At 61.9% G+C, this 26706-nt stretch carries 23 protein-coding genes and 1 pseudogene; 16 read left to right on the top strand and 8 right to left on the bottom strand.

Annotated features, from left to right (window positions below):
• Window positions 1–9 precede the first annotated feature (9 nt).
• Both HX869_RS28665 and HX869_RS28660 read left to right on the top strand, forming a co-directional pair.
• On the top strand, window positions 10–972 hold the full coding sequence (locus tag HX869_RS28665) for an AraC family transcriptional regulator (RefSeq protein WP_177056037.1): 963 nt from the start codon (window positions 10–12) through the stop codon (window positions 970–972).
• Entirely contained in the window at window positions 929–1870 is a 942-nt protein-coding gene (locus HX869_RS28660; protein ID WP_178904021.1) for an alpha/beta fold hydrolase, read from the top strand. The genes HX869_RS28665 and HX869_RS28660 overlap by 44 nt, the downstream gene beginning before the upstream one ends.
• Here the strand turns inward: HX869_RS28660 and HX869_RS28655 are convergent.
• Together HX869_RS28655 and HX869_RS28650 are read right to left on the bottom strand one after the other, a co-directional pair.
• Window positions 1833–3299 carry a HAMP domain-containing sensor histidine kinase gene (locus HX869_RS28655; RefSeq protein WP_008433761.1) on the bottom strand — a complete coding sequence of 489 codons (1467 nt, stop codon included), beginning with the start codon at window positions 3297–3299 and terminating at the stop codon, window positions 1833–1835. The genes HX869_RS28660 and HX869_RS28655 overlap by 38 nt on opposite strands.
• A complete protein-coding gene (locus tag HX869_RS28650; protein WP_003217086.1) occupies window positions 3296–4006 on the bottom strand; it encodes a response regulator transcription factor in 711 nt (236 codons plus the stop codon). Before HX869_RS28650 ends, HX869_RS28655 begins: the two co-directional genes overlap by 4 nt.
• Before the next feature lie 301 nt (window positions 4007–4307).
• Here HX869_RS28650 and msrB point away from each other — a divergent pair, with 301 nt between their 5' ends.
• From msrB to msrA, 3 genes are all read left to right on the top strand, one after another.
• Complete coding sequence (msrB, locus tag HX869_RS28645) at window positions 4308–4820, top strand: peptide-methionine (R)-S-oxide reductase MsrB (protein ID WP_003217084.1); 513 nt, start codon at window positions 4308–4310, stop codon at window positions 4818–4820.
• A gap of 29 nt (window positions 4821–4849) precedes the next feature.
• Window positions 4850–6607 carry a cytochrome c biogenesis protein DipZ gene (locus tag HX869_RS28640; protein ID WP_087692313.1) on the top strand — a complete coding sequence of 586 codons (1758 nt, stop codon included), beginning with the start codon at window positions 4850–4852 and terminating at the stop codon, window positions 6605–6607.
• 144 nt (window positions 6608–6751) lie between these two features.
• Window positions 6752–7447 (top strand): peptide-methionine (S)-S-oxide reductase MsrA, encoded by a 696-nt coding sequence (gene msrA / locus HX869_RS28635; RefSeq protein ID WP_177021708.1) that lies wholly within the window; start codon window positions 6752–6754, stop codon window positions 7445–7447.
• Window positions 7448–7619: 172 nt separating this feature from the next.
• Here the strand turns inward: msrA and HX869_RS28630 are convergent, their stop codons facing one another.
• Together HX869_RS28630 and HX869_RS28625 are read right to left on the bottom strand one after the other, a co-directional pair.
• Entirely contained in the window at window positions 7620–8570 is a 951-nt protein-coding gene (locus tag HX869_RS28630; protein ID WP_003217078.1) for an alpha-E domain-containing protein, read from the bottom strand.
• A gap of 2 nt (window positions 8571–8572) precedes the next feature.
• Complete coding sequence (locus HX869_RS28625; RefSeq protein ID WP_003217076.1) at window positions 8573–9982, bottom strand: circularly permuted type 2 ATP-grasp protein; 1410 nt, start codon at window positions 9980–9982, stop codon at window positions 8573–8575.
• 413 nt (window positions 9983–10395) lie between these two features.
• On the opposite strand from HX869_RS28625, the gene HX869_RS28620 reads away from it, so the two are divergent.
• The 3 genes from HX869_RS28620 (at window position 10396) to HX869_RS28610 (ending at window position 11378) form a co-directional block, all read left to right on the top strand.
• Window positions 10396–10941: a hypothetical protein gene (locus HX869_RS28620; protein WP_003217074.1), complete on the top strand. Its 546-nt coding sequence runs from the start codon at window positions 10396–10398 to the stop codon at window positions 10939–10941.
• Between the two features lie 72 nt (window positions 10942–11013).
• Complete coding sequence (locus HX869_RS28615) at window positions 11014–11226, top strand: hypothetical protein (protein WP_178904020.1); 213 nt, start codon at window positions 11014–11016, stop codon at window positions 11224–11226.
• An 11-nt stretch (window positions 11227–11237) separates the two neighbouring features.
• Window positions 11238–11378 carry a hypothetical protein gene (locus HX869_RS28610; RefSeq protein ID WP_003217070.1) on the top strand — a complete coding sequence of 47 codons (141 nt, stop codon included), beginning with the start codon at window positions 11238–11240 and terminating at the stop codon, window positions 11376–11378.
• Between the two features lie 3 nt (window positions 11379–11381).
• Here the strand turns inward: HX869_RS28610 and HX869_RS28605 are convergent, their stop codons facing one another.
• The 3 genes from HX869_RS28605 to HX869_RS28595 form a co-directional block, all read right to left on the bottom strand.
• Window positions 11382–12728, bottom strand: coding sequence for a sodium:proton antiporter (locus HX869_RS28605; RefSeq protein WP_178904019.1), 1347 nt, complete (start codon window positions 12726–12728; stop codon window positions 11382–11384).
• 98 nt (window positions 12729–12826) lie between these two features.
• A complete protein-coding gene (locus HX869_RS28600; RefSeq protein ID WP_256736799.1) occupies window positions 12827–16618 on the bottom strand; it encodes a hypothetical protein in 3792 nt (1263 codons plus the stop codon).
• Between the two features lie 102 nt (window positions 16619–16720).
• A complete protein-coding gene (locus tag HX869_RS28595) occupies window positions 16721–17632 on the bottom strand; it encodes a LysR family transcriptional regulator (RefSeq protein ID WP_134326650.1) in 912 nt (303 codons plus the stop codon).
• A gap of 111 nt (window positions 17633–17743) precedes the next feature.
• Here HX869_RS28595 and HX869_RS28590 point away from each other — a divergent pair, with 111 nt between their 5' ends.
• The 7 genes from HX869_RS28590 (at window position 17744) to HX869_RS31655 (ending at window position 25120) form a co-directional block, all read left to right on the top strand.
• Window positions 17744–18727 carry an aldo/keto reductase gene (locus HX869_RS28590; protein ID WP_003217060.1) on the top strand — a complete coding sequence of 328 codons (984 nt, stop codon included), beginning with the start codon at window positions 17744–17746 and terminating at the stop codon, window positions 18725–18727.
• Between the two features lie 69 nt (window positions 18728–18796).
• Entirely contained in the window at window positions 18797–19588 is a 792-nt protein-coding gene (locus HX869_RS28585; RefSeq protein WP_178904018.1) for a CDP-diacylglycerol diphosphatase, read from the top strand.
• Window positions 19589–19691: 103 nt separating this feature from the next.
• A complete protein-coding gene (locus HX869_RS31725; RefSeq protein WP_087692318.1) occupies window positions 19692–21686 on the top strand; it encodes an aminotransferase class I/II-fold pyridoxal phosphate-dependent enzyme in 1995 nt (664 codons plus the stop codon).
• Between the two features lie 25 nt (window positions 21687–21711).
• On the top strand, window positions 21712–22548 hold the full coding sequence (locus HX869_RS28575) for a transporter substrate-binding domain-containing protein (protein ID WP_087692319.1): 837 nt from the start codon (window positions 21712–21714) through the stop codon (window positions 22546–22548).
• Window positions 22549–22714: 166 nt separating this feature from the next.
• Window positions 22715–23419 carry an ABC transporter permease gene (locus HX869_RS28570; RefSeq protein ID WP_003217052.1) on the top strand — a complete coding sequence of 235 codons (705 nt, stop codon included), beginning with the start codon at window positions 22715–22717 and terminating at the stop codon, window positions 23417–23419.
• A gap of 7 nt (window positions 23420–23426) precedes the next feature.
• Window positions 23427–24125, top strand: a complete 699-nt coding sequence (locus HX869_RS28565) for an ABC transporter permease (protein WP_003217050.1) — start codon at window positions 23427–23429, stop codon at window positions 24123–24125.
• Window positions 24122–25120, top strand: a complete 999-nt coding sequence (locus tag HX869_RS31655; protein ID WP_008433732.1) for a DMT family transporter — start codon at window positions 24122–24124, stop codon at window positions 25118–25120. The genes HX869_RS28565 and HX869_RS31655 overlap by 4 nt, the downstream gene beginning before the upstream one ends.
• Here the strand turns inward: HX869_RS31655 and HX869_RS28560 are convergent.
• Window positions 25076–25504, bottom strand: a pseudogene (locus HX869_RS28560) (TetR family transcriptional regulator C-terminal domain-containing protein); the annotation flags it as partial. The gene HX869_RS31655 and the pseudogene HX869_RS28560 sit on opposite strands and share 45 nt — an antisense overlap.
• A 158-nt stretch (window positions 25505–25662) precedes the next feature.
• Here HX869_RS28560 and HX869_RS28555 point away from each other — a divergent pair.
• A complete protein-coding gene (locus HX869_RS28555; RefSeq protein ID WP_178904017.1) occupies window positions 25663–26658 on the top strand; it encodes a succinylglutamate desuccinylase/aspartoacylase family protein in 996 nt (331 codons plus the stop codon).
• Window positions 26659–26706 lie beyond the last annotated feature (48 nt).

The following is a 26706-nucleotide window of genomic DNA, read 5'->3' as shown; positions in this document are numbered from 1 at the left end:
GGAGCTTTTATGGATACCCTTTCCGATGTGCTGGCACTGTTAAAAAGCCATCGCTCGACCTTCGCCGGCCTGAAGGCTGGGGGCACCTGGGCCATTGACTTTGCGGCGCCGGATGGCATCAAGTTCAACGCCGTGGTGGAGGGTAGTTGCTGGCTGGAAGTGGAAGGGCTGGCAGTACCGATACGCTTGTATGAGGGAGATTGTTTCCTGTTGACCCAGGCACGCCCGTGGAGGCTGTCCAGCAATCTGTGCCCTGAAGGACTCGATGCACGTGAGGTGTATGCCGATGCGGTGGGAGGCATCGCCACGGTGGGTGCCACGGTGGATCTGTTCTTGATCGGCGGACGATTTATCTACGGGGACGACGCCCGACTGTTGCTGGACAGCCTGCCGCCGGTGTTGCGCGTGAGTGCCAACTCCGAACAGGCCGCCGTGTTGCGTTGGTGCCTGGATCGCCTGGCCCGGGAATACGCCAGCCCGTTACAAGGCGCGGCGCTGATGACCGAGCATTTGGCGCAAATGATGCTGGTGCAAATCCTGCGGCTCTATCAATCTTCCATGGGCACCCATACCACCGGCTGGCTGGGAGCCTTGACGGATCCAAGGCTGGCCCCGGTGCTGCGGGAAATTCACGCAGCACCCGCCCGGCGCTGGACATTGAGTGAAATGGCCGGCGTGGCGAGTCAATCCCGCTCCACCTTCGCCTTGCACTTCAAGCAACGGGTAGGGCTGGCACCGCAGGAATACCTGACCCGCTGGCGTATGCACCTGGCGGTACAGGCCTTGAAAGCCAGCGACAACAGCGTGTCCACGATCGGCCAGTCCCTGGGTTATCAGTCAGACAGCGCTTTCAGCAATGCTTTCAAGCGCGTGATGGCTTGTTCTCCCCGGGAATACCGCGAGCGAACCCCACACAAGGAACCCAGTGATGAGCGAAACCCAGCAGCAGAAGGTCAAGGTCAACGGCATTGAGTTGAACGTGCACATCGCCGGCCCCGAGAGCGGCCCGCCGGTGTGGTTGCTGCATGGGTTTCCCGAGTGCTGGCACTCCTGGCGCGAGCAGATTCCGGCGCTGGTGGCCCAGGGTTATCGGGTGTTTGTCCCGGAAATGCGCGGCTATGGACAATCCAGCGCGCCGCCGGAAGTGGCCGACTATGACCTGCTGACCCTGTGCGCCGATATCCAGGGCGCCATGGACCTGTTCGGGCATCGCCGGGTCGTCATGATTGGCCATGACTGGGGCGCCGTGGTGGCCTGGCACCTGGCGTTGCTCGAGCCAGAGCGCGTCAGCCAGTTGGTGACGATGTCGGTACCGTTCGCCGGACGCTCCCGCAGGCCGGTGATCGAGATTATGCGCGAGCTGTACGCCGATCGCTTCAATTACATCCTGTACTTCCAGGCCCCGGGCGTGGCTGAAAAGGAACTGGATGCCGATATCGAGCGGACATTACGGCTGTTCATGCAGGACCAGGACGTTTTCCTGCAGAAGAAACCCGCCAGCGCGAAGCTGCTGGAAGGTGTGCCGCTGCCCGGTACGCTCCCGGCCTGGTGCAGCCAGCAGGACCTCGACGTGTATGTTCAGACCTTCGCCAATGACGGCTTTCGCGGCCCGTTGAACTGGTACCGCAACTTCGAGCGCAACTGGCAGCGTACCGAGTTCCTCGCCGGCAGGCAGGTGCTGCAACCGACGCTGTTCCTGATCGGCGACCGCGACCCGGTCGGCGTGTTCGAAGCCCACACCCTCAAGCGCATGCCCGACGTCGTGCCGAACCTGCAACAAAGCGTCCTGGCCAACTGCGGCCACTGGATTCAGAACGAACAGGGGCCCAAGGTCAACGAACTGCTGCTCGGGTTTCTAGGGCGAACGTGAACGTCGCGCCGCGTCCTGGCACATCGATCAGGCGGATTTCCTGACCGTGCAGTTGTAGGATCCGGTGCACGATGCGCAAGCCCAGGCCGCCATCGCGTCGAGCCCCGCCAATGGTGAAGGCGCGCAGGAACAGACCTTCGCGCAGATCCGCCGAAATCCCGGGGCCGCTGTCACTTACCGTGACTTCAACAAAACCGGACTTGGGGGCCAGGGTCACTTCAACTTCGCCATTGGGCGGTGTATGGCGCAGGGCGTTATCCAGCAGGTTGGTGAGTACCCGTTCGATCAGGCCCAGGTCGGCCAATACGGTTGGCACCACCGGCGGCAGGCTGGCGGTGAGGGTGATCGCCCGGGCTTCCGCGGTCAGTTCGAACTTCTGGAAAATGTCCTGCACCAGGTCGGGTATTGAAAAGCCTTCGATGACCGGCTGTACAAACCCGTGTTCCAGGCGTACCAGTTCCAGCAGCGACTGGGCCAGCCCGCCGACCTTGCGGCTCTGGTCGAGGGCGATGCCCAGGTAACGCCGGCGTTCCTGCGGGGTCAGGCTGGCGTCTTTCAGGGACAGGGTTTCCAGGTAGCCATGCAAGGAGGCCAACGGTGTGCGCAGGTCATGGGAAATATTCGCGACCATCTCCCGGCGTTCCTGCTCTTGGTGGGTGATGGCGCGCCACTGTTCACCCAGGCGGTTCTCCATCTGCACGAAGGCGTGGTCGAGCACGGCGATTTCATCCTGGCTGGCAACCTCGGGCGCCACGGCCTGCGGGACTTTCGGTGCGCCGTTGATGTCGAACTGGCCGACCTTCTCGGTCAGTTGCCGCAAGGGCCGGGTGATCCAGGCGAACGCGGTCAAACCCGCGAGCAAGCACAACAATGCCACCAGGGCGATGGACCACAGGGCGATGTTCAGTGCCATGCCGGTGGCATCCCGGGCGTCGAACACATCATGGGCTTCGCCCAGCAGCACCACATACAGGTAGCCGGCCTGCTGGCCGTTGACCCGCAGCGGCGCGGCGCTGAACACCTTGAGGCCGTCGACGCTGCGTGGGTCGTCGCCGAGGATCGGCAGCATCGCGCCGCTGAGGAAACGGCGCACCGGCTCCAGGTTGACCTGGTCGCGGCGCAGGTGGCCGCTGGGCGCAGCGTTGCCGACCACACGCCCGTTAATGTCCAGCAGGTACACCTCGACACTCGGGTTTACCAGCATCAACTGGCTGAACAGGTTGCGCACCGCGTCCGGCTTGAGACCGTCGGCGTCCATCAACTGCGTATCCCGGGCGATGTGCGCGGCGAGGTCGCGGGACAGGCCTTGCACCACTTCCAGTTCATGCATGTGGTTGGAGCGCACTTGCAGCCAGGCCGACGTGCCGCTGCAAATCAGCAGCAACAGCGCGAACACCAGGGACAGGCGCTGGGTAAGGGTCAGCCTCATGCCGATTGCTCGGCAAACTTGTAGCCACGGCCCCACACCGTGAGGATGCGCGCCGGGTTGGCCGGATCGGCCTCGACCTTGGCCCGCAGACGGTTGATATGGGTATTGACGGTGTGTTCGTAACCTTCGTGGCTGTAGCCCCACACGGCGTTGAGCAGGTCCATGCGCGAGAATACCTTGCCCGGTTGGCGGGCGAAAAAGTACAGCAGGTCGAATTCCCGGGGCGTGAGGTCCAGCCGCTGGCCTTGCAGGGTGGCGTCACGGGTCAGCGGGTTGATGAACAACTGGCCGAGGTCGAGGCTGCCGGCGTCCATCTTCAAGTTGCGCGCCATGGCGTCGACCCGGCGCAGCAGCGCCTTGACCCGCGCCACCAGCTCCGGCATGGAAAACGGCTTGGCCAGGTAGTCATCCGCCCCCAGTTCCAGGCCGAGGATGCGATGCAGCTCGCTGGAGCGGGCACTGGTGATAATGATCGGCGTGTAGCGCGTCATCGCCCGGGCCCGCCGGCAGATCTCCAGGCCGTCGACGCCGGGCAGCATCAGGTCCAGGATCAACGCATCCCAGCCGCCTTGCTCCAGCAGGCGCAGGCCTTCGTCACCATCGGCACTGTGAACCACCTCGAACTGCTCGTCCCGCAGGTGCAGGCAGATCAAATCGGCAATATGGGCATCGTCCTCGACCACCAGGACACGTTTGGGCTGATCCATTGATAGAAACCTGTCTTCTTGATTCGCGCATTGTGCGGCTTTTGCAACAGTGTAGTTATCACGAATTGTTTAACTCTGCGTGAGGATTCCGCGACCACCCCGGGCCTAACCTTACTCATCGCAACGGCAAAAGTACGCCCCCCTCATTGTGGCGAGGGAGCTTGCTCCCGCTGGGTCGCGCAGCGGCCCCAAAAAAGCCGGGAGCGCTGCGCACTCCAGCGGGAGCAAGCTCCCTCGCCACAGTTTGTTTATCAGCCATAGGGGCTTCGCCAGCCATCCGCACTTGTGTGAGGAGCAACTCATGTATTCACGTCGACAGATCCTGCTCGCCGGCGGCGGCCTCGGCCTCGCAGTAATCGCCGGTGGCCTGCTGCAAAAAATCAACGCCGGCCCCGCCCTGATCGCCGAAGCCGAAGCCGCCGAACATTTCGAAGTCAGCCACACCGACGCCGAATGGCGCACCCTGTTGACCGCCGAGCAGTACGCGATCCTGCGGGAGGAGGGCACCGAACGCCCCTACAGCAGCGCCCTCAACAGTGAACACCGCAACGGCACCTTCGCCTGCGCCGGTTGCGCTTTGCCCCTGTACGCCTCAGCCACCAAATTCGAAAGCCACACCGGCTGGCCCAGCTTCTGGCAACCCCTGGAAAACGCCGTGGCCAGCCACGTCGACACCTCCTTCGGCGTGGTACGCAAGGAAATCCACTGCCGCCGCTGCGGCGGTCATCAGGGCCACGTGTTCGATGACGGCCCGGCACCCACCGGCCTGCGCTACTGCATGAACGGCGCAGCCATGACGTTCACCGCGACTTAATTCAATGTCTTCCTATAAGGGTCTACCCCATGTGGCTTTTGGTTCTCGCATATCTGGGCGGCGTGCTGACGATTGTCAGTCCCTGCATCCTGCCGGTTCTGCCTTTTGTCTTCGCTCGCACCGGGCAGCCGTTTTTGCGCAGTGGCTTGCCGCTGCTGCTGGGGATGGCGATGACCTTCGCCCTGGTCGCCTCGCTCGCGGCGGTGGGCGGCGGTTGGGTGGTGCAAGTCAATCAGTACGGTCGCTGGCTCGCGTTGCTGTTTGTTGCGCTATTCGGGCTGACACTGCTGCTGCCAAGCCTGTCCGAGCGCCTGACCCGGCCGCTGGTGGCCGCGGGCAGTCGCCTGTCGGAAGCCGCCGGGGCCGATTCGCGGCCGCGTCCGGGCGCATCGTTCCTGATCGGCGTGGCCACCGGGCTGCTGTGGGCGCCGTGCGCCGGGCCCATCCTCGGGCTGGTGCTGACGGGCGCCGCGCTGCAGGGCGCCAGTATCGGCACTACCTTGCTCTTGCTGGCCTACGCGGCAGGGGCTGCCACCTCCCTGGCCTTGGCGCTGCTGGTCGGCGGTAAAGTCTTCGGTTTCATGAAGCGTTCGCTGGGCGCTGGTGAATGGCTGCGTCGTGGGCTCGGCGCCCTGATGTTGGCCGGTGTGGCGGCCATCGCCCTGGGCCTGGACACCGGGATCCTGGCGCGCCTGTCGACGGCGTCAACCGGAGGCCTGGAACAAAGCCTGGTGGAAAAACTCAGCGCCAAGCCTGAACAGAAGAGCGGGGCGATGATGGCCGGCGGCGCGATGATGGCCGCCAACCACAGTGACACGCTGCCAGTGGAAGGCCAGTTGCCGCCGCTGGACGGTGCCGTGCAATGGCTCAACTCCGAGCCACTGACTGCCGAGGCGTTGAAAGGCAAGGTGGTGCTGGTGGATTTCTGGACCTACTCCTGCATCAACTGCCTGCGCACCTTGCCGTACGTCAAGGCCTGGGCCGAGAAATACCGCGACCAGGGCCTGGTGGTGATCGGTGTGCACGCTCCGGAATTCGCCTTCGAACGCGACGTGAACAACGTCACCAAGGCCATGAAGGACCTGGGCATCACTTACCCGGTGGCCATCGACAACAACTACAAGATCTGGCGCGCCTTCAACAACCAGTACTGGCCGGCGCATTACTTTGCCGATGCCAAGGGCCAGATCCGCTATCACCATTTTGGCGAGGGTGACTACGCCGAGTCCGAGCGAGTGATCCAGCAACTGCTGCGTGAGGCGGGCGCTACCAAGGTGGCGGGCGGCTTGATCGAAGCCGATGCCAAGGGCATCCAGGCCGCACCGGACATGAACGAAGTGCAGTCGCCGGAAACCTACCTGGGCTTCCAGCGCGCCGAGAACTTCGTGACCACCGGCACCCTGGGCACCGACAAGGTGGTGAACTACCCGGCAGCCGGCAACCTGGCCTTGAACAACTGGACCCTGGAAGGCCCATGGAACGTCGGCGGCCAGCAAGCCACCCTCGCAGCGGCCAACGGCAAGATCGTCTACCGCTTCCACGCCCGTGACCTGCACCTGGTGCTGGGCCCGGGCGCCGACGGCAAGCCGGTGCGCTTCAAGGTCAGCATCGACGGCCAGGCGCCGGGGGATGCCCACGGCACCGACGTCGCACCGGATGGCAGCGGCACCGTGACCGAACAACGCTTGTATCAACTGGTGCGCCAGCCGGGCGCGGTCAAGGACCGGACCTTCACCATCGAGTTCCTGGACCCGCAAGTGGCGGCCTATGCCTTCACCTTCGGCTAACCCATAGCGAAATTTGGCATGGTTAACCCGATCATGTAGGAGCTGGCTTGCCTGCGATAGCGATGTTGAATTCACCACCTCAATCGCAGGCAAGCCAGCTCCCACAGTTGACCGCATTTATCCTGATGTTTCGGAGTGACTGAGATGAAACTGCTTAAGTACTTACCGGCCCTGGCGTTCGCCGCCTTTGTCGGCCACAGCTCGGCGTTCTCCTTCGGCCCGTCCGACGACGCCGTGGCCATCGCGCCGCCGGCCATGGACCTGGCGGCAGACGCGAACAACCTGCAAACCGCGGTCTTCGCCGGCGGCTGCTTCTGGGGCGTGCAGGGTGTGTTCCAGCATGTACAAGGGGTGAAAAACGCCGTCTCCGGCTATGACGGCGGCGCGGCGAGCACCGCGCAGTACGAAAGCGTCAGCGGCGGCGACACCGGCCACGCCGAGTCCGTCGCCGTGACCTACGACCCGAGCAAGGTCAGCTACGGCAAGCTGCTGCAGATCTACTTCTCGGTCGCCCACAACCCCACGGAACTCAACCGCCAGGGCCCGGACAGCGGCACCCAGTACCGCTCGGCGATCTTTGCCCAGAACGCCGAACAGCAAAAAGTCGCCCAGGCCTACATCGCCCAGCTCGACGCCGCGAAAGCCTTCGACAAGCCGATCGTGACCAAGATCGAGATGGGCAAAGCCTTCTACCCGGCGGAGTCCTATCACCAGGACTTCCTGACCGAAAACCCGTCGTACCCCTACATCGTGATCAACGACCTGCCCAAGGTGGCCCAGCTGAAAAAATTGTTCCCTGAGCAGTACCGCGCAGAACCGGTACTGGTGAAAAACCAGTAGACCTATGATCGTTCCCACTTTCGACGATCGTTCCCACGCTGGACGATCGTTCCCACGCTCTGCGTGGGAATGCCGCCAGGGCGCTCTGCGTCCGCTCGTGAAGTCGTGACGCGGAGCGTCACCGGATTCATTCCCACGCGGAGCGTGGGAACGATCAGCGTGGGAACGATCATCAGACGACTTCAAGGTAGGAGCTATGAATCGCCCGCGCCAACTCCCGCACGGTGTCGATAAAATCCGTCAACCGGCTATGCAGCCCATCCTCCAGAATCTCATCAATCCCTGTATACCTCAGCCGCGCCTCAAACTCCGCCGCCAAACGCTGGGCCGTACGCCCATAACTCCCCGGCAGGTCCGCCAGGATATGGCTCAACTCCTCGATACACGCATGCAACGAGCGCGGCACATCACTGCGCAACAGCAACAACTCCGACACCGACCGCGCATTCAGCGCATTCGGGTACAGCTCGGTATACGCCTCAAACGACGACAGCGCCCGCAACAACGCGCTCCACTGGTAATACCCGCGTGCCGAAAGGTCGCTGACTTCCTCGGACTCTTCCCCAAACATTTCATACCGCGCGTCCAGCAACCGCAACGTGTTATCCGCCCGCTCGACAAACGTCCCCAGCCGAATAAACCGATACGCATCGTTACGCATGATCGTCCCGGACGTCGCCCCACGAAACAGGTGCGAGCGCTGCTTCACCCAGTCACAAAAGTGGCTGATGCCATGCCGCGCCAACCCGCCGGCCGCAATACTGCGCATCTCCAGCCAGGTGGCGTTGAGGTTTTCCCACATATCAGCCGTGATCCGTCCCCGCACCGCATGGGCATTACCCCGTGCAGCCCGCAGGCAGTTGTAGATACTGGCGGGGTTTTCCTCGTCGAGGGCGAAGAAGTGCAGCATGCGCTCGGCGTCCAGTTGCTGATGGCGCTCAAGGTAACTGTCCAGGGTGCCGCTGCTGAGCAGCGACATGGCCAACTCGTCCAGCCCGTCACTGCGCCCGGCCTGGGGCATCAACGACAGCGAATAACTGACTTCCAGCATGCGCGCCAGGTTCTCGGCACGCTCCAGGTAACGGGACATCCAATACAGATCTGCGGCGGTTCTACTCAGCATACTCAGCCCTCCACCACCCAGGTGTCCTTGGTTCCGCCGCCTTGCGACGAGTTGACGATCAATGAGCCTTCGCGCAGCGCCACGCGGGTCAAGCCACCGGGTACCAGGCGGGTTTCCTTGCCCGAGAGCACGAACGGTCGCAGGTCGATATGCCGCGGCGCGATGCCGTTTTCGACAAACGTCGGGCAAGTGGACAGGCTCAAGGTCGGTTGGGCGATGTAGGCATGAGGGCGGGCCTTGATACGCTGGCGGAAGTCCTCGATCTCGGCCGCGCTGGACGCCGGGCCCACCAGCATGCCGTAGCCGCCGGAACCCTGGGTTTCCTTGACCACCAGTTCCGGCAGGTGCGCCAGTACGTGGGACAGCTCATCCGGCTTGCGGCACTGGAAGGTCGGCACGTTTTGCAGGACCGGCTCTTCATCCAGGTAGAACCGGATCATTTCCGGCACGTACGGGTAGATCGACTTGTCGTCCGCCACGCCGGTGCCGATCGCATTCGCCAGCACTACGTTGCCCGCGCAGTACGCCGCGACCAGGCCGGGCACGCCGAGCATCGAATCGGGGTTGAAAGCCTGCGGATCGAGGAAGGCATCGTCGATGCGGCGGTAGATCACATCCACGGCCTTGGGGCCGTCGGTGGTACGCATGAACACCTTGAGGTCGTGCACGAACAGGTCGGCGCCTTCCACCAGCTCCACGCCCATTTCCCGGGCCAGGAATGCATGCTCGAAGAACGCGCTGTTAAACCGGCCTGGCGTCAGCACCACCACATTCGGGTTGTCCAGGCGGCTGGAGCTTTTCAGGGTCTTGAGCAGCAGGTTGGGATAGTGGTCCACCGGGGCGATGCGTTGCTTGGCGAACACCTCGGGGAACAGGCGCATCATCATCTTGCGGTCTTCGAGCATGTAGCTCACGCCGCTGGGGGTACGCAGGTTGTCTTCGAGCACGTAGTAGGTGCCGTCGCCATCGCGCACAAGGTCGACCCCGGAGATGTGCGAATAGATATCGCGGTGCAGGTCCAGGCCGACCATGGCTTTCTGGTATCCCTCGTTGCCCAGCACCTGATCGGCGGGAATGATCCCGGCCTTGATGATGCGTTGGTCGTGGTAGATGTCGGCAAGGAACATGTTCAGCGCATTCACCCGCTGGATACAGCCGCGCTCGATGACACTCCACTCACTGGCGGGGATGCTGCGGGGGATGATATCGAAGGGGATCAGGCGCTCGGTGTCTTGCTCGTCGCCATACAGGGTGAAGGTGATCCCGGCGCGGTGAAACAGCAGGTCGGCTTCACGGCGGCGCTGGGCCAGCAGTTCTGGCGGCGTGTTGGCCAGCCAGCGGGAGAATTCCTGATAATGCGCACGGCAAACGCCTTGTGCGTCATTCATTTCATCAAAGAAAGATCGAGCCATTCCAATTACCTTGTCAGTGCCGGGACTAACTGCGCTTTGGCACTGCCGCTTTAGAAAACGCATTTTTTTATGAGCCCGTGGCTGATGGTGCCAGCAGGCCTGGTCCTTACTTTCTTTTGGGGTGGGCTCTGGGTCGGGGGGTAACGATTGCTCCTGTATCCGGGCAGATAAAGGACTAAAGCAATGCCTGTGCCATCCACCTGGTGGCGAGGGAGCTTGCTCCCGCTGGGCTGCGCAGCGGCCCCAAAAAGGAACCAGACCGCTGCGCACCGGAGCGCTGTCCCGGTCCAGCGGCACCAAGCTCCCGCGCCACCGATGCGGCCCTATCGCCTCAAAACGGTGCACTGATTACTTGAACTTTGCACCAGCCCGGTTCTTCTAAACTGCTTCAAATGCCAGCACGGAGCACGGATGTGCCCAGAATCATCTCACCCGACACCCCGGAATCGAGCCTGACCGACCACAGCGAACACAACGCTAAGATTTTCGGTTCGCCCAAGGACCGTCTCGACTTTTACCGGCGTGAAATCCAGTACGAAACCAGCATTTTGGCCAACCGCACCGACGCCTACCTCACGGCCCAGTCATTCCTGGTGATCGCCTTCGTGTCCGGCATGGGCAACCTGAACCCCGAATGGGGCAAGCTGTTCACCCTGGTGGTGCCCGTGTTCCTGGCGACCCTGGGCATTCTCAGTTCCCTCAACGCCTGGCCGGGGATTCGGGCGGCCTACGAAATCATCGACCACTGGCATTACAAGCAGAGCGAACTGCTGCGCAGCGAGCCGGTGATGGGCCTGGCCTACGATGAGTCGCCACTGTTCAGTGAGATGGAGTCGTCCCACAAGGGCTATCGCAAGTCGCTGTTGTTCTCGATGCGCGCGCCCTGGCTGTTCATGGTGTTCTGGGTGATGCTGGGGGCCTACGCGTTTTACATCCAGGTGGACAACCCCGGCTCATAAGCAATTGGAACTTCACCGACCCGCACGGGACCTTACCTTTACGCAGTCTGCGTTTTCCAACAGAGGTGAGCCATGAGCACAGACAACGACCCGCAAACCAGCAACCGTAACGATCCCGCCATCGACCGCGGCGAACCGGCCCACGGCACCGCGGCCGACGCGCCAAAAGACCCCAAGCCTGCCAGCGACCCCAAGGCCAAGGAAAACGACTACAGTCCAGACTTCAAGCCCGAGCGCGAGCCCAAGCCTGAAACCGATGCCGATATCGATACCCAAGGCGGTTAGAGGAGACGGTGATGTCAGTTGAAATAGACGAAGACGATGAACTCAATGACCCGGGCAATGAAGACCCGGGTTCATTGATGGATGATGCCGAAGTACCGCTTAACGACCTGGATGATGCCGCTGACGTCGGCAACACTGAAAACCAGGAGTAGACGTCATTGTTGTGCCTGGGCACGTCGTTCATACCACGCCAGCATCGGCTGCGTGCTGAGACCATGAACGACGATGCTCAGGGCAATGACTGACAGCGTCAGGTTCACCGCGACCGCACTGCTGGTGCCCACCAGCCCGTGGTTGATGGCATAGAACAGGTAGTAGATGCTGCCGATCCCGCGAATCCCGAACCAGCCCACCAGCCCGCGCTGATGGCGATTCAGCAAGCTGCCCCAGGGTATCGACAGCACGCTGAGGGGGCGAATCACGCAAAACAGCGCCGCCCCCACCGCCAGCGCCCGCCAGTCCCAATGGCTGACCAGCACCACGCCCAGCAAGGTCACCAGGAACACTTCCATCGAACGCTCTACCAGCCCACCAAAGGCGAGCATGTCGCCCATCATCACCCCGGCGGCGATTTGCGTGTCCTGCAGTTGCCCGACATCGCCATGCAACGCATGCTCCGGCTCAACTTCCATGTGGCCAACCACCGGCTGTGCCAGATGTTCCGCCGGGGTTTGTGAGTTGCCGGTGGACTTGAACTCGGCCTGGCGCAGCCCCAGGCCGGCGGCAAATACCGACAGGAAGCCGTAGCCGCCGATGGCTTCGGCCACCACATAGGCGAGGGCGATCAGGGCCAGCGTCAGGTAGTCATTCGGTGACAGGGTGCTGTCGGCATTGGTGATACGCATCTTCAGGGTGACGCGACCGATGCCACGCCCCATCCAGTAGCCCACGAGCAACCCGGCAGGTACGGCCCAGAGCAGGTTTTTCAGCACCCAGCCGCCCAGCCAGTCACCGTCGAACCCGCCGTGCTGCATGAAAATCAGCGCAAAGATCACGAACGGGAAGGCCGTGCCGTCGTTCAAGCCTGCCTCACCGGAAAGACCGAAGCGCAGCGCGTCATAATCCTGCGCGTTATTGACCTGCACCAGGCCCGCGAGCACCGGGTCGGTGGGCGCAAGAATCGCCCCCACCAGCAGTGAAACCCCCCACGACAACCCCAGCAGCCAATGCAGCACCAGGCACGTCCCGAGGATGGTCAAGAGCATCACCGGCCCGGCCATGCCAAACGCAATGCGCCAGGTTCGGTGCTTGAGGGGCAGGCGCAGTTTCAGCCCGCTGACGAACAGCGAAAACAGCACCGCGACTTCCGTCAGGTGTTCCATCCAACTGGCCGAGGCCTTGATGTCCAGATGCAGCAGGTCCATGCCCAGCGGGCCGATACACACGCCGAGCAACAGGCACACCGCCGAGGTGGTGACCGGCATCCAGCGCAGGTAGGAGGAGGTGAGGGCGAGGGTGAGCAACACCGCGCCCAGTACGGCCATCCATAGGATGAAGGTCATTGAATAGTCCCGGGCATGGTCTGTGTGAACGTTTGAGGTTTGCCGGGAGAGAGAGGTTCAAAAAACGCGCATTGCCTGCTCGGGCAATGCGCGGTTTGTCAGGTCGCCAGGCGTGTTACGTTGGCATTGAGGGTGCTGTTTGGGGTGAAGGAGAAGGTGAACCCCGAGTCGAGAAACTTTTGCAGCCCGTCATTATCAAGACTGAATACCGTTGCACCGACCGATTGATCAAGAGTGCCAGTGGCATCGAACATGGCTTTGTCCAGGCCGGCTTGGTTGGTGTTGTAGATATAGAGCTTTCCATCACTGCTCTTTTGAATATAGGCGGTGTGTACGATATTGCCGTCTGCTTTATTGCTCATGAAGTTGATAACGCCTGATTCGGTAATGTCCGCGGGCCTGAATACGGCGCTGGTATTCTCGACAGTAATACCCATCAGATCCTTGTAGCGTTGCGTGTAATTGGAATCCCCGCTCCTGACCACACTGCCCAGCACGGCCTCGCGAGTTTTCAACGGGAGTGCATTGTCTGCCATCCCGACGAACATGGTTTTTTCGTAGCAGATTGTCCCGGTGTATCCCGTTTTGGCATGGAGCTTCTCCAGTTTGTCGCGAAGCGCTTCTACCGGCACGGCGTCAGCTTTGAAATTTTCCAGCGGCTCGCCAAAGGGCTGTCTGGTTTTCACATTCAAGGCGTGCCAATTACCGGTGGCGTCATCAAACTTCGCAAACACCTTGGCTTCTTCGGTCGCATTGGCCGCCTTGTAAGTGCCTTCGGCAATGCCGGGCTTTTTCGCCAGTGACGTCAGGTCGACACTGCGCAAGGCGCCACGCAGATGATTGACGCCGTTACGTCCAGCGGTCAGCGTGGTGCGCCCCAGCTTCAATGCACTCCGGGCCAGATCATCAGCCCCGCTCAACGGATTGAAACTCCCCAGCGCCGCGCGCCCGACAATCTTCGCGCCCTGGGCGAACTTGCTGAAAGCCGATGCGCCGGCGGCCACGGCCTTGGCCCCCCTGGCTGCCGCACCGAGGCCCACGGCAAACCCAAATATATCCAGGGCCAGGTCGCCGACACCTTCGCCGATGTTGCCGTTTTGAAAGTTGACGATTGCCGACCTCAAGGGGATCAGGTTGAGGAGGAATTCATTGACTTTCTTGTAAAAGGGAACCTCGGTATCAAGCGTGGTGACCCCCTCGGCCTCTTTTTTGAATGACCGGATATCAACATCCGTCACCATGGCATCGGCAATATAAGACGTTCGGGCACTGCCAAAGCTCTTGGGGTTGGCGTCCTGGATTTTTTCATCCGTCAACCCGGGTGCGTACTCGCCCGAAGGTATGACTTCTTCCAGGTCTTTATGGTAATGGGTGTGGTTGGAAGGTTGTTTGCCTGCCGTGAAGTCACCCAGGTCCGTACGCTCGGTAATCTTCGCGGTCCTGAGATTGATTTCGTAGGTGTGCACCTGGTTTTTGCGCCTGGTTTTCACCAGCAGGCAATTGTCTTCGGGCACCCGCTTGCGGGTTTCCTTGCCAAAGTTGTCCTTATCGACGTCGACTTCCCTGACCACTGTGATTTCGCCGTATTCCAGGTTTTTACGGTCTTCTTCAGGGAGCCGCGAAACCATCCACTTCACCTGGGCCGCGACGCTTTTTTCGATGCCGTCGGCGTATTCCCCGAACGCGTCCTGGAACACGTTCGGCATACTTGGCAGGTCTTTGGTTTTTTCCAGCACCTCGCTGAGGTTCAACGTACTGGATGAGGTCACCCAATGATTGTCAGCGGGGGGCGGGGGCCCAATTCCAAGTACCCCTACGGCCGGTGGTTCTTCGACGCCAGGTCGATGGTGAAGCGCGTCCTTCATATACAAGTCGAGGATCGAATAAGGCCCCGGGAAATCGCTATGGGCGGGTTCCAGCGTGATGCTCTTGTCTTCCAGGGTTGCCGTATCCATGCCTGGCAGGGCTTTGCGCAACTGCTCCAGGGCCATTTCCTTGCGTAATGGCATCGGCATGCTCTGTGTTTGACTGGCCGCGCTCAGCTCGGTGATCTGCGCATCGAATGCATCGCGTACATCATTCATTTGGCCTTCGGTCACCGGATACGGCATACCGTTCGCGCTTCCCCAATCCTTGAGCGCCTCTTGCTGGGCGGCATATTCGACATAACGCTCCTGGGCGGAGACCGGCGCGACCTCAGCGTGGAGCATGACCTGCCCGTAGGACATCCCTGCGGTTGAACCCGGAGACTGCGCTTCGATGCGTTCTACCGCGGTGACAAAACTGACCCAACTATGGGAACCGGGGGTGACCTGGTCCGGGATGTCTTTAACCAGGAACTCCGGAGCGCGGGTGGAGAGCAGCAGATGCGCTTGTAGCGCCGCTGCCTCGGGTGACGATGCCTTGCCGGTGCTGACAAGATGTTCGGCCAACCGGCTGACGATACCGGAGGCGGGTTTGCCCCAGGTACTGTTCCCGGTTACGGCAAAACCGGCGATGTGATGCCTGGACCTGGGGTCTGTCGCGCGGAACGAGTTGTCTTTGTCCACACTCATGGCCGCCAACAGCCAATCAGTGGCACTGCCTTTGATGGACTGCGCGTCAAATTTTGCCTGGAGGGCCTCGCCCAACGCCTTGCCCTTGGGGGAGCGGATCAGCGAGTCGAGCACCCGCTGCGGGTCAGCCAGCTCGGAAGGCGTGAACGACTTGCCCTGCATGAGGTATTCCACTACGTTCCTGGCGCCGTTCAAATCAACGTCGCCGATCTTGCCGCGGCGCAGGTCGGACCGCAGCTGATTCGCCGCCTCGGGCGCAAGCGGGGGCTGCCATTCCAGCGCACCGCCATAATTGCCATGGAGCGGCGCCTGGAGTTCAGGCCTGAGCAGATAATTCGTCAGGTTCTCCACCTCCTCGGGCGTGGTTGGCACGTCCCAGCCATTGATCTCAAGGAATTCCTTGAGGCTAATGGTGCTCCCTGAGTCGGTGCTCCCGACCTGGCGGTAAGCGCTGTCGGGGTGAAGCTCGACTTTATTCTTTTGCAGGTAGTCGAGAACGTCACCGCTCCCAATGCTGCCCGATCGAATCCGCTCAAGCAGGTAATTGAGTTCACGCCCCACGGTGTTCAGCGTCTGGGTATTGCCCACCAGGGCTTTCTGGCGCTCAACCTCATCCTCACCACGGGTTTCGTGCAGGTCCGCAAAACGCGGGCCGCTCACGCCGGTAAAAGCTTTGTCGCGCGCCAACTCATCTGCACGCTCGTGGGCATGATCCGGCAGGATATGTTCTTGCTCTTTGTAGAATTGGCTCACCAACCACAGGGGGGCACTGTTGCTGTTTTGGGAGAGCGGCGGTTTGAAGGGGATCGGGTTACCGTCGCCGATAACGCGTGCGGCGTCCCTGACCTGTGCGCCCACCTGCGCCCAGCCTTTGTCATCGGGGCCGTTGGGTTGCGCGGCGGCGGAGGGCCTGCGCTGGTAGGTGATCTTCCCGGTATTGGGGTCAATCATCACTGAATTGGGGTTTATCCCGTTTTCCCTCATCCAGTCACGGACTTGCGGAGACTCCATGGCACGCCCCAACTGCGACCACCACTGCCCGAACGTTGAGTTCGGCGGAATGTTCTCGACCATGATCGTGTCATCATGGCCGTCGCCCTTGACCTGACGCAGCGCGCTGGCTACCTGGCCTGCCAGTTCACCGTCGGCATCGGCACGCGGGCTGGGGATCCTGGTCCCGGGGGAGCCTGGCGCGGCATTTTCCGGCGCTGCGGCCTGGAGCCGCGCCGGGGGAAGCGGCTTGTCAGGTGCGTTCAAAGGAATGAAAGAAGCCGTAGCCTGAGTAGGAGCAATTGTCATAGGAGGGGGATCCGGTAATTTATCGAGTACACCCAAGCAGCGCTTCGCTCCAGCGGGTGTAACTCTTCGTACCCGATGCCCCCTCAGCGATTCCATCCCACTGGCATGCAGATTGATACGGCGTTTTACGCGCCCATGCTAAGGGTGCGCCGCGGTCCTCAGCCGAATCATGTCGATCAGCTGGCGCAATCCCGGCTGCGACTGACGCCGGCTGGGGTAGTACATGCACAGCGGCGCGCCGATGCAGGCCCAGTCGGGCAGCACTTCCACCAGGCGCCCTTCGGCCAGTTCCGCCAGCACGCGATTCTCCAGGCAATAGGCGATACCCACGCCTTGCAGGGCCGCATCAACGATGGTCTGGGTGTCGGCCGCGCTGAAGTGGCCGGGCACATCGAGCCGCTGTTGGCGTGCGCCATTGCCCAGTTCCCATTTGTAGGTGGTCTTGTCGCCCAGGTACATGCGTACACAGGAGTGCGTGAGCAAGTCCCTGGGCACTGCAGGTGTCCCTGCCTGTGCGAGGTAGGCCGGGGAGGCGACCATGATCCAGCGCAGCTCGCCGGTCAGCGGCACGGCCACCATGTCCTGGGGCACCGTGGCGCCATAGCGGATTCCTGCGTCGTAGCCCTCTGCGACGATGTCGAGCATGCGGTCCTCGATCATCACGTCCAGGCGCAGTTGCGGGTAGGTGCGGGTGAACTCGCCGAGCACCGGCGAAATCAGCAGCACCGCGGCATCCCGGGGTACGTTCAGGCGCAGGCGGCCAATCGGCGCCTCGCGGTACAGTTCGAGGGTGTCGAGGCCGTCCTGGATCGTCGCAAAGCCGGCACTGAGTTTTTCCGCCAGTACCACGCCGGCATCGGTAGGTTCTACGGCGCGGCTGGTGCGATACAGCAATTTGACCCCCAGGCGCGTTTCCAGGTTGCGCATGGTGTGGCTCAGGGCCGAGGTGGTGACGCCAAGTTCATTGGCGGCATGCCGGAAACTGCGGCGACGGATGATCGCCATGAAGACATTCAGGTCGGCCAACTCGGAGCGATTGAACGCAGCCATATCAAGCACCTTTTATGGGGTTTGGGTTGCACGCGGCGTTGAGCCCGATTCAACCACGGATGATCTAGAGTAATCGTTTTTTTACTGATTGTTTCTGGCGGAGGCTTTTTCATGAGTATCGAAACCATCAAGATCCCAGGCATCGACAAGGCCGTCTCGCGGATTGCACTGGGCACCTGGTCCATGGGTGGCTCGATGTGGGGCGGCGCCGATAATGAGGTCTCGGTCAAGACCATTCGCCATGCGCTGGCCAGCGGCATCAACTTTATCGACAGTGCGCCGGTCTACGGCCTTGGGCTGTCGGAAGAACTGATCGGCCGGGCCCTGCGCGGTGTACGCCACACGGCGGTGATCGCCACCAAGGCCGGGTTGCAATGGGACGACGGCACGGTGCGCCGCAATGCCACGGCCCGACGTATCCGCAAGGAAATCGAAGACTCACTGCTGCGCCTCGAAACCGACTACATCGACCTCTACCAGATTCACTGGCCCGACCCGTTGGTAGCTCAGGAGGAAACCGCCGGCGAGCTGGAAAAACTGCGCCGTGAAGGCAAGATCCTTGCCGTGGGGGTGAGCAATTATTCGCCTGCGCAAATGGACGATTTCCGCCAGTACACGCACCTGGACACCGTGCAGCCGCCCTACAACCTGTTTGAGCGGGCGATCGACAGCGATATCCTGCCGTACGCCAAGCAAAATTCACTGGTGGTTTTGGCTTACGGTTCGCTGTGCCGGGGTTTGTTGAGCGGCAGCATGCACGCGGCCACGGGTTTTACCGGGGATGACGTGCGCAAGCTCGACCCGAAATTCAAGGCGCCACGCTTTGAGCAGTACCTGGCGGCGGTCGCGGCATTGGACGTGTACGCTCGCGAATGCCACGGCAAGTCTGTGCTGGCCCTGGCGTTGCGCTGGGTGCTGGACCAGGGCCCCACGGTTGCACTGTGGGGCGCCCGCCGGCCGGAGCAGCTCAAAGGCGTTGAAGATGCGTTCGGCTGGCAGCTCACGGCCGATGACCTGCAACATATCGACCGTATTCTGGCCAGCACGATAAAAGACCCGGTAGGGCCGGAGTTCATGGCCCCGGCCCAGCGTTAACCTTTGCGACAGGGATGTCTTGCAGCTGCAAAACACAAAAGACATTCCTTTGGCGTTGAGGTTTTTGGCATGAAGCGCGGTCCCTTGTTCAAGATCATGGGTGGTTTGCTGTGTGTGGTGGCGGTGGCAGCCGCCTGGAAATGGCGCGGCAATCCCGATGTGCTGTGGCAGATCGTCAGCCGTCAATGCGTGCCCGACCAGAACCAGCACCAGAATCCGCGCCCCTGCCTCGAGGTTGATCCGGACAAGGGGTTCGCGCTGCTCAAGGACATCAACGGCCCGTACCAGGACTTACTGATCCCCACCGATAAAGTCACCGGAATCGAAGACGTCGCGCTGGCCCGGGACTTGTTGCCGCATTACTTTGCCCAGGCGTGGAAACACCACGATGTACTCTCGGCCGGCCTGCAAACGCCGATTGCCGACCGTTATGTATCCCTGGCGATCAACTCGCGGTATGGCCGCACGCAAAACCAGTTGCACATTCATATCGCCTGCCTGCGCCCCGACATTTTCAACACCCTCAACGAACGCGCGGCAACCCTCGACGAGCACTGGCAAACCCTGCCGGTAAAACTGCAGGGGCATACCTACAGTGCCCGTACGTTGTCGGCGGTGGAATTCGACCTGCGCGACCCATTGGCCATCCTGAATGACTACGTGCAGGCCCAGGGCGACGCCATGGCCAGTTACAGCTTGCTGTTGGCACCGGCGGCGAACGGCAACTTCGTACTGTTGACCACGCGGTTGACGCTCAAGGAATGGAACCTGGCCTCCGCCGAAGAACTGCAGGACCGCCAATGCAACTTGATGGGCAAACCACCACAACGACCTGTTTTAGCTGTTAACGACATCCGGTGAAGTTTGCCGTTGAACGAGTGTTCAGTTTCAATTATGTTGGCTGCACCCCCTGCCTGGTAACAGGCGGGCTTGCGCTTTTTCTGATTGAACGAGAGGCACTGGCATGCGGTTTTCACCTTTTGTCGAGCGAATTGCAGGGCAGGGCGTAGCCGCCTGGGACATCCACCACGCCGCCTTCCAGGCCAGCAGCAAAGGCGAAGACATCATTATCCTGAGTGTGGGCGATCCGGATTTCGCCACACCCTCGTTCATCACCGACGCCGCCGTCGAGGCCCTGCGCCAGGGCGACACCCACTACACCGAAATCCCCGGCCGCCCGGCACTGCGCGATGCCATCGCCGCGCGCTACAGCCAGTCCCTGGCTCGCCCGCTCAACGCTGAAAACGTCATCACCGTGGCCGGTGCGCAGAACGCCTTGTTCGTCACCTCGCTGTGCCTGTTGCAGGCCGGTGATGAAGTGATCGTGCTCGACCCGATGTACGTCACCTACGAAGCGACCCTCAAGGCCAGCGGCGCAACGCTGGTGCGGGTGCCGTGTTCCGCCGACTCGGGCTTTCGCCTCGACCCGGCACTGCTGGCTGCCGCCATTACGCCTCGCACCCGGGCGATCTTCTTCTCCAACCCCAACAATCCCACCGGCGTTGTCCTCAACCCTCAGGAATTGCAGGTGATCGCCGACCTGGCGATCGAGCATGAACTGTGGGTAGTGGTGGACGAGGTCTACGAAAGCCTGGTGTTCGATGGCGAATACCATAGCCTGGCCGCGTTGCCGGGCATGGCCGATCGCTGCATCGTGATCGGCAGCCTGTCCAAGTCCCATGCCATGACCGGCTGGCGCATCGGCTGGATCGTCGCCGCGCCTGCGATGGTGGCCCACGCGGAAACCCTGGTATTGAGCATGCTCTACGGCTTGCCGGGGTTCGTGATGGAGGCCGCGACCGCCGCCGTGCTGGCCCACGATGAAGTCACCCAGGGCATGCGCGAAACCTACCGCCGCCGCCGCGACCTGGTGGTAGCAGGTCTCGGCGGTTGCCCGGGCATTCACGTGCGGGCCCCGCAGGCAGGCATGTTCGTGTTGGTGGATGTGCGGGACACCGGCCTCGGCTCCCTGGATTTCGCCTGGCGGCTGTTCCGCGAAGCAGGGGTTTCCGTGCTGGATGCCGCGGCCTTCGGCGAGCCGGCCCAGGGGTTTGTGCGGCTGTCGTTTACCCTGGGTGAAGCGCGACTGGCCGAAGCCTGTGAACGTATCAGCCGCTTCGTCGCCAAGCTCGCCGGAGAACCGCGAATCGAGCCTGCGGCGAAAATCATCAGCGTACAGCCGGTGGCTGCGAAGAAGATGATTGAGGTGCTCGACCTGCATAAACGCTTTGGCAATATCGAGGTGCTCAAGGGCATCTCCCTGACCGCCCACGAAGGCGAGGTGATCTCGCTGATCGGCGCCAGCGGCTCGGGCAAAAGTACCTTGCTGCGCTGCATCAACATGCTCGAAGTGCCGGACCAGGGCAGCATTCACGTTGACGGTGAAAGCATCAAGCTCAACTACGGCCGGCCCGGCGCACCGCTGGTGGCCGACGCCAGGCAACTGGTGCGGATTCGCTCGACACTCGGCATGGTGTTCCAGAACTTCAACTTGTGGCCCCATCGCACCGTGCTGGAGAACCTGATCGAAGCGCCGACCCAGGTGCTGCGCGAAAGCCGGGCCGAAGCCATCGAGCGCGCCGAAGCCTTGCTCGACCGGGTTGGCCTGGCCGCCAAGCGCAATGAATACCCGGCGTTCCTCTCCGGCGGCCAGCAGCAGCGGGTGGCCATCGCCCGAGCCCTGGCCATGCGCCCCAAAGTCATGCTGTTCGACGAACCCACCTCGGCCCTCGACCCGGAGCTGGTGGGCGAAGTCCTGCGGGTGATTCGCTCCCTGGCCGAAGAAGGCCGCACCATGATCCTGGTGACCCATGAAATGGCGTTCGCCCGGGATGTGTCATCCAAAGTCGCGTTTTTGCATCAAGGCCTGATCGAGGAAACCGGCTCGCCGGACTCGGTGTTTATCGACCCACGCAGTGAACGTTGCCGGCAGTTCGTCAACGCGCATCAAACTCGCTAACTCCAAAAAAAGACGGGGCAAGATCATGAAATCCAAACGATTGGCAAAGTGGTTGAGCAGTGCTGTGTTGATGCTGGCGGCAGGTACTGCGTTGGCGGCGGAGAAACCCATTGTGTTCGCGGTGGCGGCAGAACCCTACCCACCGTTCACGGTAAAGGGCGGCAATGGTGAGTGGACGGGCTTTGAAGTCGACCTGATCCATAAGCTCTGCGGCTTGATGAAGGCTGAGTGCCAGATCAAGGAAGTGGCCTGGGACGGGATTATTCCGTCGCTGCTGGCGAAGAAAATCGACGTGATTTTCTCCTCGATGTCGGTCACCGAAGAGCGCGAAAAACAGATCGCCTTCAGCCGCGCCTACTACGATTCGCTGCTGGGCATTGCCGGCCCCAAGGGCACCACGGTCGAAGTCTCGCCTGCAGGGCTGAAGGGCAAGATCATCGGCGTGCAGATCTCCACGGTCAGCGCCAACTACCTGAAGAAGTACTACGAGAACATTGCTGACCTGAAGTACTACGATACCCAGGAATCGGCCAACGCCGACCTGATTGCCGGGCGCACCGACCTGATGATGGCCGACGGCGTCGCCATCGCCATGATGGTCAAGACCCCTGAGGCCCAGGGCCTGGCCGAAATCGCCGAAGTGCCTTACGACCCGATCATCGGCCGCGGCGTGGGGGCTGGCCTGCGCAAGGAAGACACCGAACTCAAGGCCCGGCTCGACAAGGCCATCGGTGAGTTGCTGGTGAGCAAGGACTACGCCGACCTGTCCCAGAGCGTGTTTGGAGTATCGGTCAGCCCGTGCAAACGCGCCGACACGCCTGCCTATGTGAGCAAAGTCTGCGACAGCCCCTACACAAACTAATCCGGTAGAAAGGGAGTGCTTGTGGCGAGGGAGCTTGCTCCCGCTGGGGTGCGAAGCGCCCCCAAAAAAATGGGCCTGCTACGCAGTCCAGCGGGAGCAAGCTCCCTCGCCACAGCAAGCTCCCTCACCACAGGGTCACCGCGTGTCATCGAAATAGGGAGCCGCGATGTTCGATCTACTCAGCTTCAGCGAACAAGGCTGGGGCAACGCATTGCTCAAGGGGTTATGGATGACCCTGCAGATCTCCGCCGGCTCGTTTGCGGTGGGGCTGCTGATCGGCCTGGTGGTGGCCTGCGCCAAGCTCAGTGCACCGCGCCCGATAGCCATGCTGATGCGCGGCTACACCACGGTGTTTCGCGCGGTGCCCGAGTTGCTGCTGATCCTGCTGCTGTATTACGCCGGCTCGATGGGCCTCAACGCATTGATGCTGTGGCTGGGGTTTGCGCAGTTCAACATCAGCGGCCCGCTGGTAGCGGTCCTGGTACTGGGGCTGGTGCAAGGCGCGTACGCCTCGGAGATTTTTCGCGCGGCGATCCTCGCGATTCCCCATGGCCAGATCGAAGCGGCGCGGGCGTTTGGCTTGAGCGGCTTTGGCCTGTTCCGTCGGGTGACCCTGCCGATCATGGCGCCATACGCCCTGGCGGGGATGTCCAACCTGTGGATCAATCTGATCAAGGACAGCGCGCTGATCAGCGTAGTGGGCACCAACGAACTGCTGTACACCGCCAAACAGGCGGCGGGCTCGACCCGGCATTACCTGTTGTTCTACCTCACGGCCGCCGCCTTGTATTACCTGGTGACACTGGCCTCCAACTACCTGTCCGGGCGCCTGGAGCGACGTATTCGTCGCTGGATGCCGGTTGTCGAGTGAGCCGCACATGCCTGAGTGGATAAGTTATTACGCAGGACTGATCGCCAAGGGCTTGCAGACGACGCTGTCGCTGCTGGTGATCTCGGCAGTGCTCGGCTTCGCCCTGGCGGTGCTGGTAGCGCTGGCGCGGCTGTCCCGGCGCAAGTGGCTGGCCCGTTGCGCACTGGGCTACACCAGTGTGCTGCGGGGCACGCCGCTGCTGATCCAGATCTACATCTTCTATTACGGCCTGGGCAGCCTGTTTGCCCAGTTCCCGATGATTCGCGGGAGTTTCCTCTGGCCGTTCCTGCGGGACGGTTACTGGTACATCGTGTTCGCCCTGGTGTTGTCGGTGGGCGCGTACGTCGGTGAAGTGATTCGCGGCGGGCTGCTGGCCGTGCCCAAGGGTGAAATGGAAGCCGCCTCGGCGTTCGGCATGACGCCACGCCAGGCACTGTTGCGGGTGCGCCTGCCACGGGCCATGCGCCTGCTGCTGCCGACCCTGGCGGGGGAGACGGTGATGCTGCTCAAGTCCACGGCGCTGGCCTCGACCATTGCGGTAGTCGACCTGCTTGGCGCCGCCAACGTGGTACGCGCCCAGACCTTGCAGATCTACCAGCCGCTGCTGCTGGTGGCCGGGGTCTACCTGTGCCTGACCTTTTTGATTGAAGCCCTGTACGCGATTGCCGAGCGACGCGGCACACCGTTGCGCAGGTCTGCCGGATGAAAACCGATCGCTCGTTGCAAGGGATTGCCTTGTGCTCGCTGGCCTATGCGTTCCTGGCGTTGCAGGACGCCGGGATCAAATGGCTGGTGGCCGACTACTCAGTGTTCACCATCCTGTTCTGGCGCAGCCTGGTGGTGGTCGCCGCGTGCGTGATCGCCGGGCGAATGGGTTTGCTCAAGCGTGCCTGGCACTCGGTCAGCCGCAAGCTGTTGATCATCCGCGGCCTGCTGTCGCTGTTGGCCTGGCTGCTGTACTACACCGCCGCCAGAGACCTGACCCTGGCGGAAATGACCACGCTGTATTTTTCCGCACCGATCATGGTCACGTTGCTCGCGGCATTGATCCTCAAGGAGCGCGCCAGTCGCGGCCAGTGGATTTCGCTGATCATCGGCTTTGTCGGCGTGGTGATCGCTTGTCGCCCCAGCAACATGCTAGATCCGTTGCCAATCGCCCTGACATTGGCGGCAGCACTGTGCTGGGCGTTTACCTATATCCAGTTGCGCCAGGTGGACGACAACACCTCGGTGCTGGAGCAGATGCTGATCACCAATGTGGTGTTTGTGATCTGCATGGCGCTGACGCTGCCCTGGACCCACACGCCATCGCCGACCCCGGCATGGCTGGGCATGCTCGGCGCGGGGCTGGTGGGCGGGATTGGCCAGTTCCTGCTGTTTGCGAGCTTCCGCCGGGCCACGGCGACGCTGCTGGCGCCGTTTGAATACACCGGTTTGATCTGGGCGTTCCTGCTGTCGAGCCTGGTCTGGGGCACGGTGATGGACGTGTCGCTGATTTTCGGCGCCGTGTTGATCGCCATCAGCGGCACCCTGGCCATGCTCAGCGCCCGGCACCCCGTGTCACAGGATGTGGTCGGCGCCGAATGCTCCGTGACGCAGCCCCTGTATCCAGCAACGGCAGATGTGCAGCCCGTTGGCGGGGCTGAAGGTGCCGGGGTTGAGGCACCACTCGAGCCAGAGTCCGTCGAGCATCGCCGATAAGCCGATGGCGGCCAGGCGCGTGTCGTGGATCACGAAGCCTTCGCTCTCGGCCAGGTCGTCGAGCAACTGGCGGATCAGTTCGAGGTAGGCGCGGTAGCTTTTTTCATGGGAGTCATTCACGTGGTTCGAGTGGCGGATCAGGCTCCAGAACACCACCCAGACGCCCAACAGTTTCGGGTCCATGACCCGCGAGGAAAACGAGCCGGCGAGGAATGCATCGAGCCGCGCGGCAGGGCCCACGGCCTGGTCGACTTCCTGCCACAGGGCGGTGGTCAGTTCGCTGGCGAGTTTGTGGTAGGTCTCGGCGATCAGTGCATCGATACTGCCGAAATGGTGATTGAGCAACCCCACCGAAACCCCGGCTTCAGCGGCGATGCGCCGCACGGAAATGCCGGCATGCCCGTCACGGGCGAGGCTGGTGAGGGTGGCGGCAATCAACAGGTCGCGACGGTCTTCGGCCACAGGCACACCCTCGGTGAAGATACATGGTTGAACGTGTGTTCAATATATACCTGCAGAACCAACAAGAGGAGGGCAACGGCATGGCAAAAGACCTTTCGTGGCAAGTCCCCGGGGATTCCGGGAACACCCTGCACATTGGCGCCTGGCGCTTCGAGGGTGACGGCGACGGCCCTCGGGTGCACCTGCAGGCCGGTGTGCATGCCGATGAAATCGCCGGGATGCTGGTGTTGCATCAACTGCTGCCGCGTTTGCAGGCCTGCCAGGATCAGGGCCGGCTCAAGGGCACGGTGACGGTGGTGCCCCAGGCCAACCCGTTTGGCATTGGCCAGTTTCGCCAGGGGCGGTTGTTGGGGCGGTTTCACGAAGCCACCGGGCAGAATTTCAACCGGGCGTTTGATCATTCATTGGCCATGGAGCGGCCGGCCAGCAACCTGGCGCAATGGCAGAAAAGCCTGGTGCAACTGGCCGCCGATGCTGACCTGGTGCTGGACCTGCACACCGATGATGAAGCCCTGCCATATCTCTACATCCACCGCAGCTTTTGGCCCGCGGGCCGGGCGCTTGCGGCGGCGTTGCAGGTGGATGTGGTGATTGTCTGGGACGAGGGTGGTGATGGGTCGTTTGAGGAGACCATCATTGATCATGGGCAGGCGCGGTTGGCGGCGACGATTGAATTGCGTGGGCAGGCGGATGTGAGTGATGCCCTGGCCGGGCAGGATGGTGATGGGATCTGGGGTTGGCTTTGTGCCAGTGGGGTGATTGATGAGGCGCCGGTGATTGCGCAATGGCACGGGCAGGTGGTGGATATGGGCTGTATGGAGACCATCCTGGCGCCGTGTGCCGGGGTGTTGGTGTTTGAAAAAGGTTTGGGTGAACAGGTGGAAGAGGGTGAGCGGTTTGCGCGGATTATTCGGCGGCCTGGGGATCCGGCTTCTGAGGTTGTGCTGCATGCGGCGCAAACCGGGCGGATGGTGACGGGGCATCGGGAGCGGCTGGTTTCACAGGGTTCGGTGGTGGCCAAGTTTACCGGGACGCGGTTGTCTGAGGGGTACAGCGGGGGGGTGTTGGATCCTTAGGCGGGAGTACATATCCGTTTCTTCGGTTATGGCTGGTATTGGTTCCGC

Source organism: Pseudomonas sp. P7779 (assembly GCF_013386315.1).
Classification (GTDB): Bacteria; Pseudomonadota; Gammaproteobacteria; order Pseudomonadales; family Pseudomonadaceae; genus Aquipseudomonas.
Note: the sequence above shows the minus strand (reverse complement) of the source record. Positions and strands in the feature narration are given on the sequence as shown.

Excerpts from the sequence above, each read along its gene's own strand:
- HX869_RS28665 (WP_177056037.1), top strand. The coding sequence starts at position 10 with ATGGATACCCTTTCCGATGTGCTGGCACTGTTAAAAAGCCATCGCTCG.
- HX869_RS28660 (WP_178904021.1), top strand. The coding sequence starts at position 929 with ATGAGCGAAACCCAGCAGCAGAAGGTCAAGGTCAACGGCATTGAGTTG.
- HX869_RS28655 (WP_008433761.1), bottom strand. The coding sequence starts at position 3,299 with ATGAGGCTGACCCTTACCCAGCGCCTGTCCCTGGTGTTCGCGCTGTTG.
- HX869_RS28650 (WP_003217086.1), bottom strand. The coding sequence starts at position 4,006 with ATGGATCAGCCCAAACGTGTCCTGGTGGTCGAGGACGATGCCCATATT.
- msrB (WP_003217084.1), top strand. The coding sequence starts at position 4,308 with ATGTATTCACGTCGACAGATCCTGCTCGCCGGCGGCGGCCTCGGCCTC.
- HX869_RS28640 (WP_087692313.1), top strand. The coding sequence starts at position 4,850 with ATGTGGCTTTTGGTTCTCGCATATCTGGGCGGCGTGCTGACGATTGTC.
- msrA (WP_177021708.1), top strand. The coding sequence starts at position 6,752 with ATGAAACTGCTTAAGTACTTACCGGCCCTGGCGTTCGCCGCCTTTGTC.
- HX869_RS28630 (WP_003217078.1), bottom strand. The coding sequence starts at position 8,570 with ATGCTGAGTAGAACCGCCGCAGATCTGTATTGGATGTCCCGTTACCTG.
- HX869_RS28625 (WP_003217076.1), bottom strand. The coding sequence starts at position 9,982 with ATGGCTCGATCTTTCTTTGATGAAATGAATGACGCACAAGGCGTTTGC.
- HX869_RS28615 (WP_178904020.1), top strand. The coding sequence starts at position 11,014 with ATGAGCACAGACAACGACCCGCAAACCAGCAACCGTAACGATCCCGCC.
- HX869_RS28610 (WP_003217070.1), top strand. The coding sequence starts at position 11,238 with ATGTCAGTTGAAATAGACGAAGACGATGAACTCAATGACCCGGGCAAT.
- HX869_RS28605 (WP_178904019.1), bottom strand. The coding sequence starts at position 12,728 with ATGACCTTCATCCTATGGATGGCCGTACTGGGCGCGGTGTTGCTCACC.
- HX869_RS28595 (WP_134326650.1), bottom strand. The coding sequence starts at position 17,632 with ATGGCTGCGTTCAATCGCTCCGAGTTGGCCGACCTGAATGTCTTCATG.
- HX869_RS28590 (WP_003217060.1), top strand. The coding sequence starts at position 17,744 with ATGAGTATCGAAACCATCAAGATCCCAGGCATCGACAAGGCCGTCTCG.
- HX869_RS28585 (WP_178904018.1), top strand. The coding sequence starts at position 18,797 with ATGAAGCGCGGTCCCTTGTTCAAGATCATGGGTGGTTTGCTGTGTGTG.
- HX869_RS31725 (WP_087692318.1), top strand. The coding sequence starts at position 19,692 with ATGCGGTTTTCACCTTTTGTCGAGCGAATTGCAGGGCAGGGCGTAGCC.
- HX869_RS28575 (WP_087692319.1), top strand. The coding sequence starts at position 21,712 with ATGAAATCCAAACGATTGGCAAAGTGGTTGAGCAGTGCTGTGTTGATG.
- HX869_RS28570 (WP_003217052.1), top strand. The coding sequence starts at position 22,715 with ATGTTCGATCTACTCAGCTTCAGCGAACAAGGCTGGGGCAACGCATTG.
- HX869_RS28565 (WP_003217050.1), top strand. The coding sequence starts at position 23,427 with ATGCCTGAGTGGATAAGTTATTACGCAGGACTGATCGCCAAGGGCTTG.
- HX869_RS31655 (WP_008433732.1), top strand. The coding sequence starts at position 24,122 with ATGAAAACCGATCGCTCGTTGCAAGGGATTGCCTTGTGCTCGCTGGCC.
- HX869_RS28555 (WP_178904017.1), top strand. The coding sequence starts at position 25,663 with ATGGCAAAAGACCTTTCGTGGCAAGTCCCCGGGGATTCCGGGAACACC.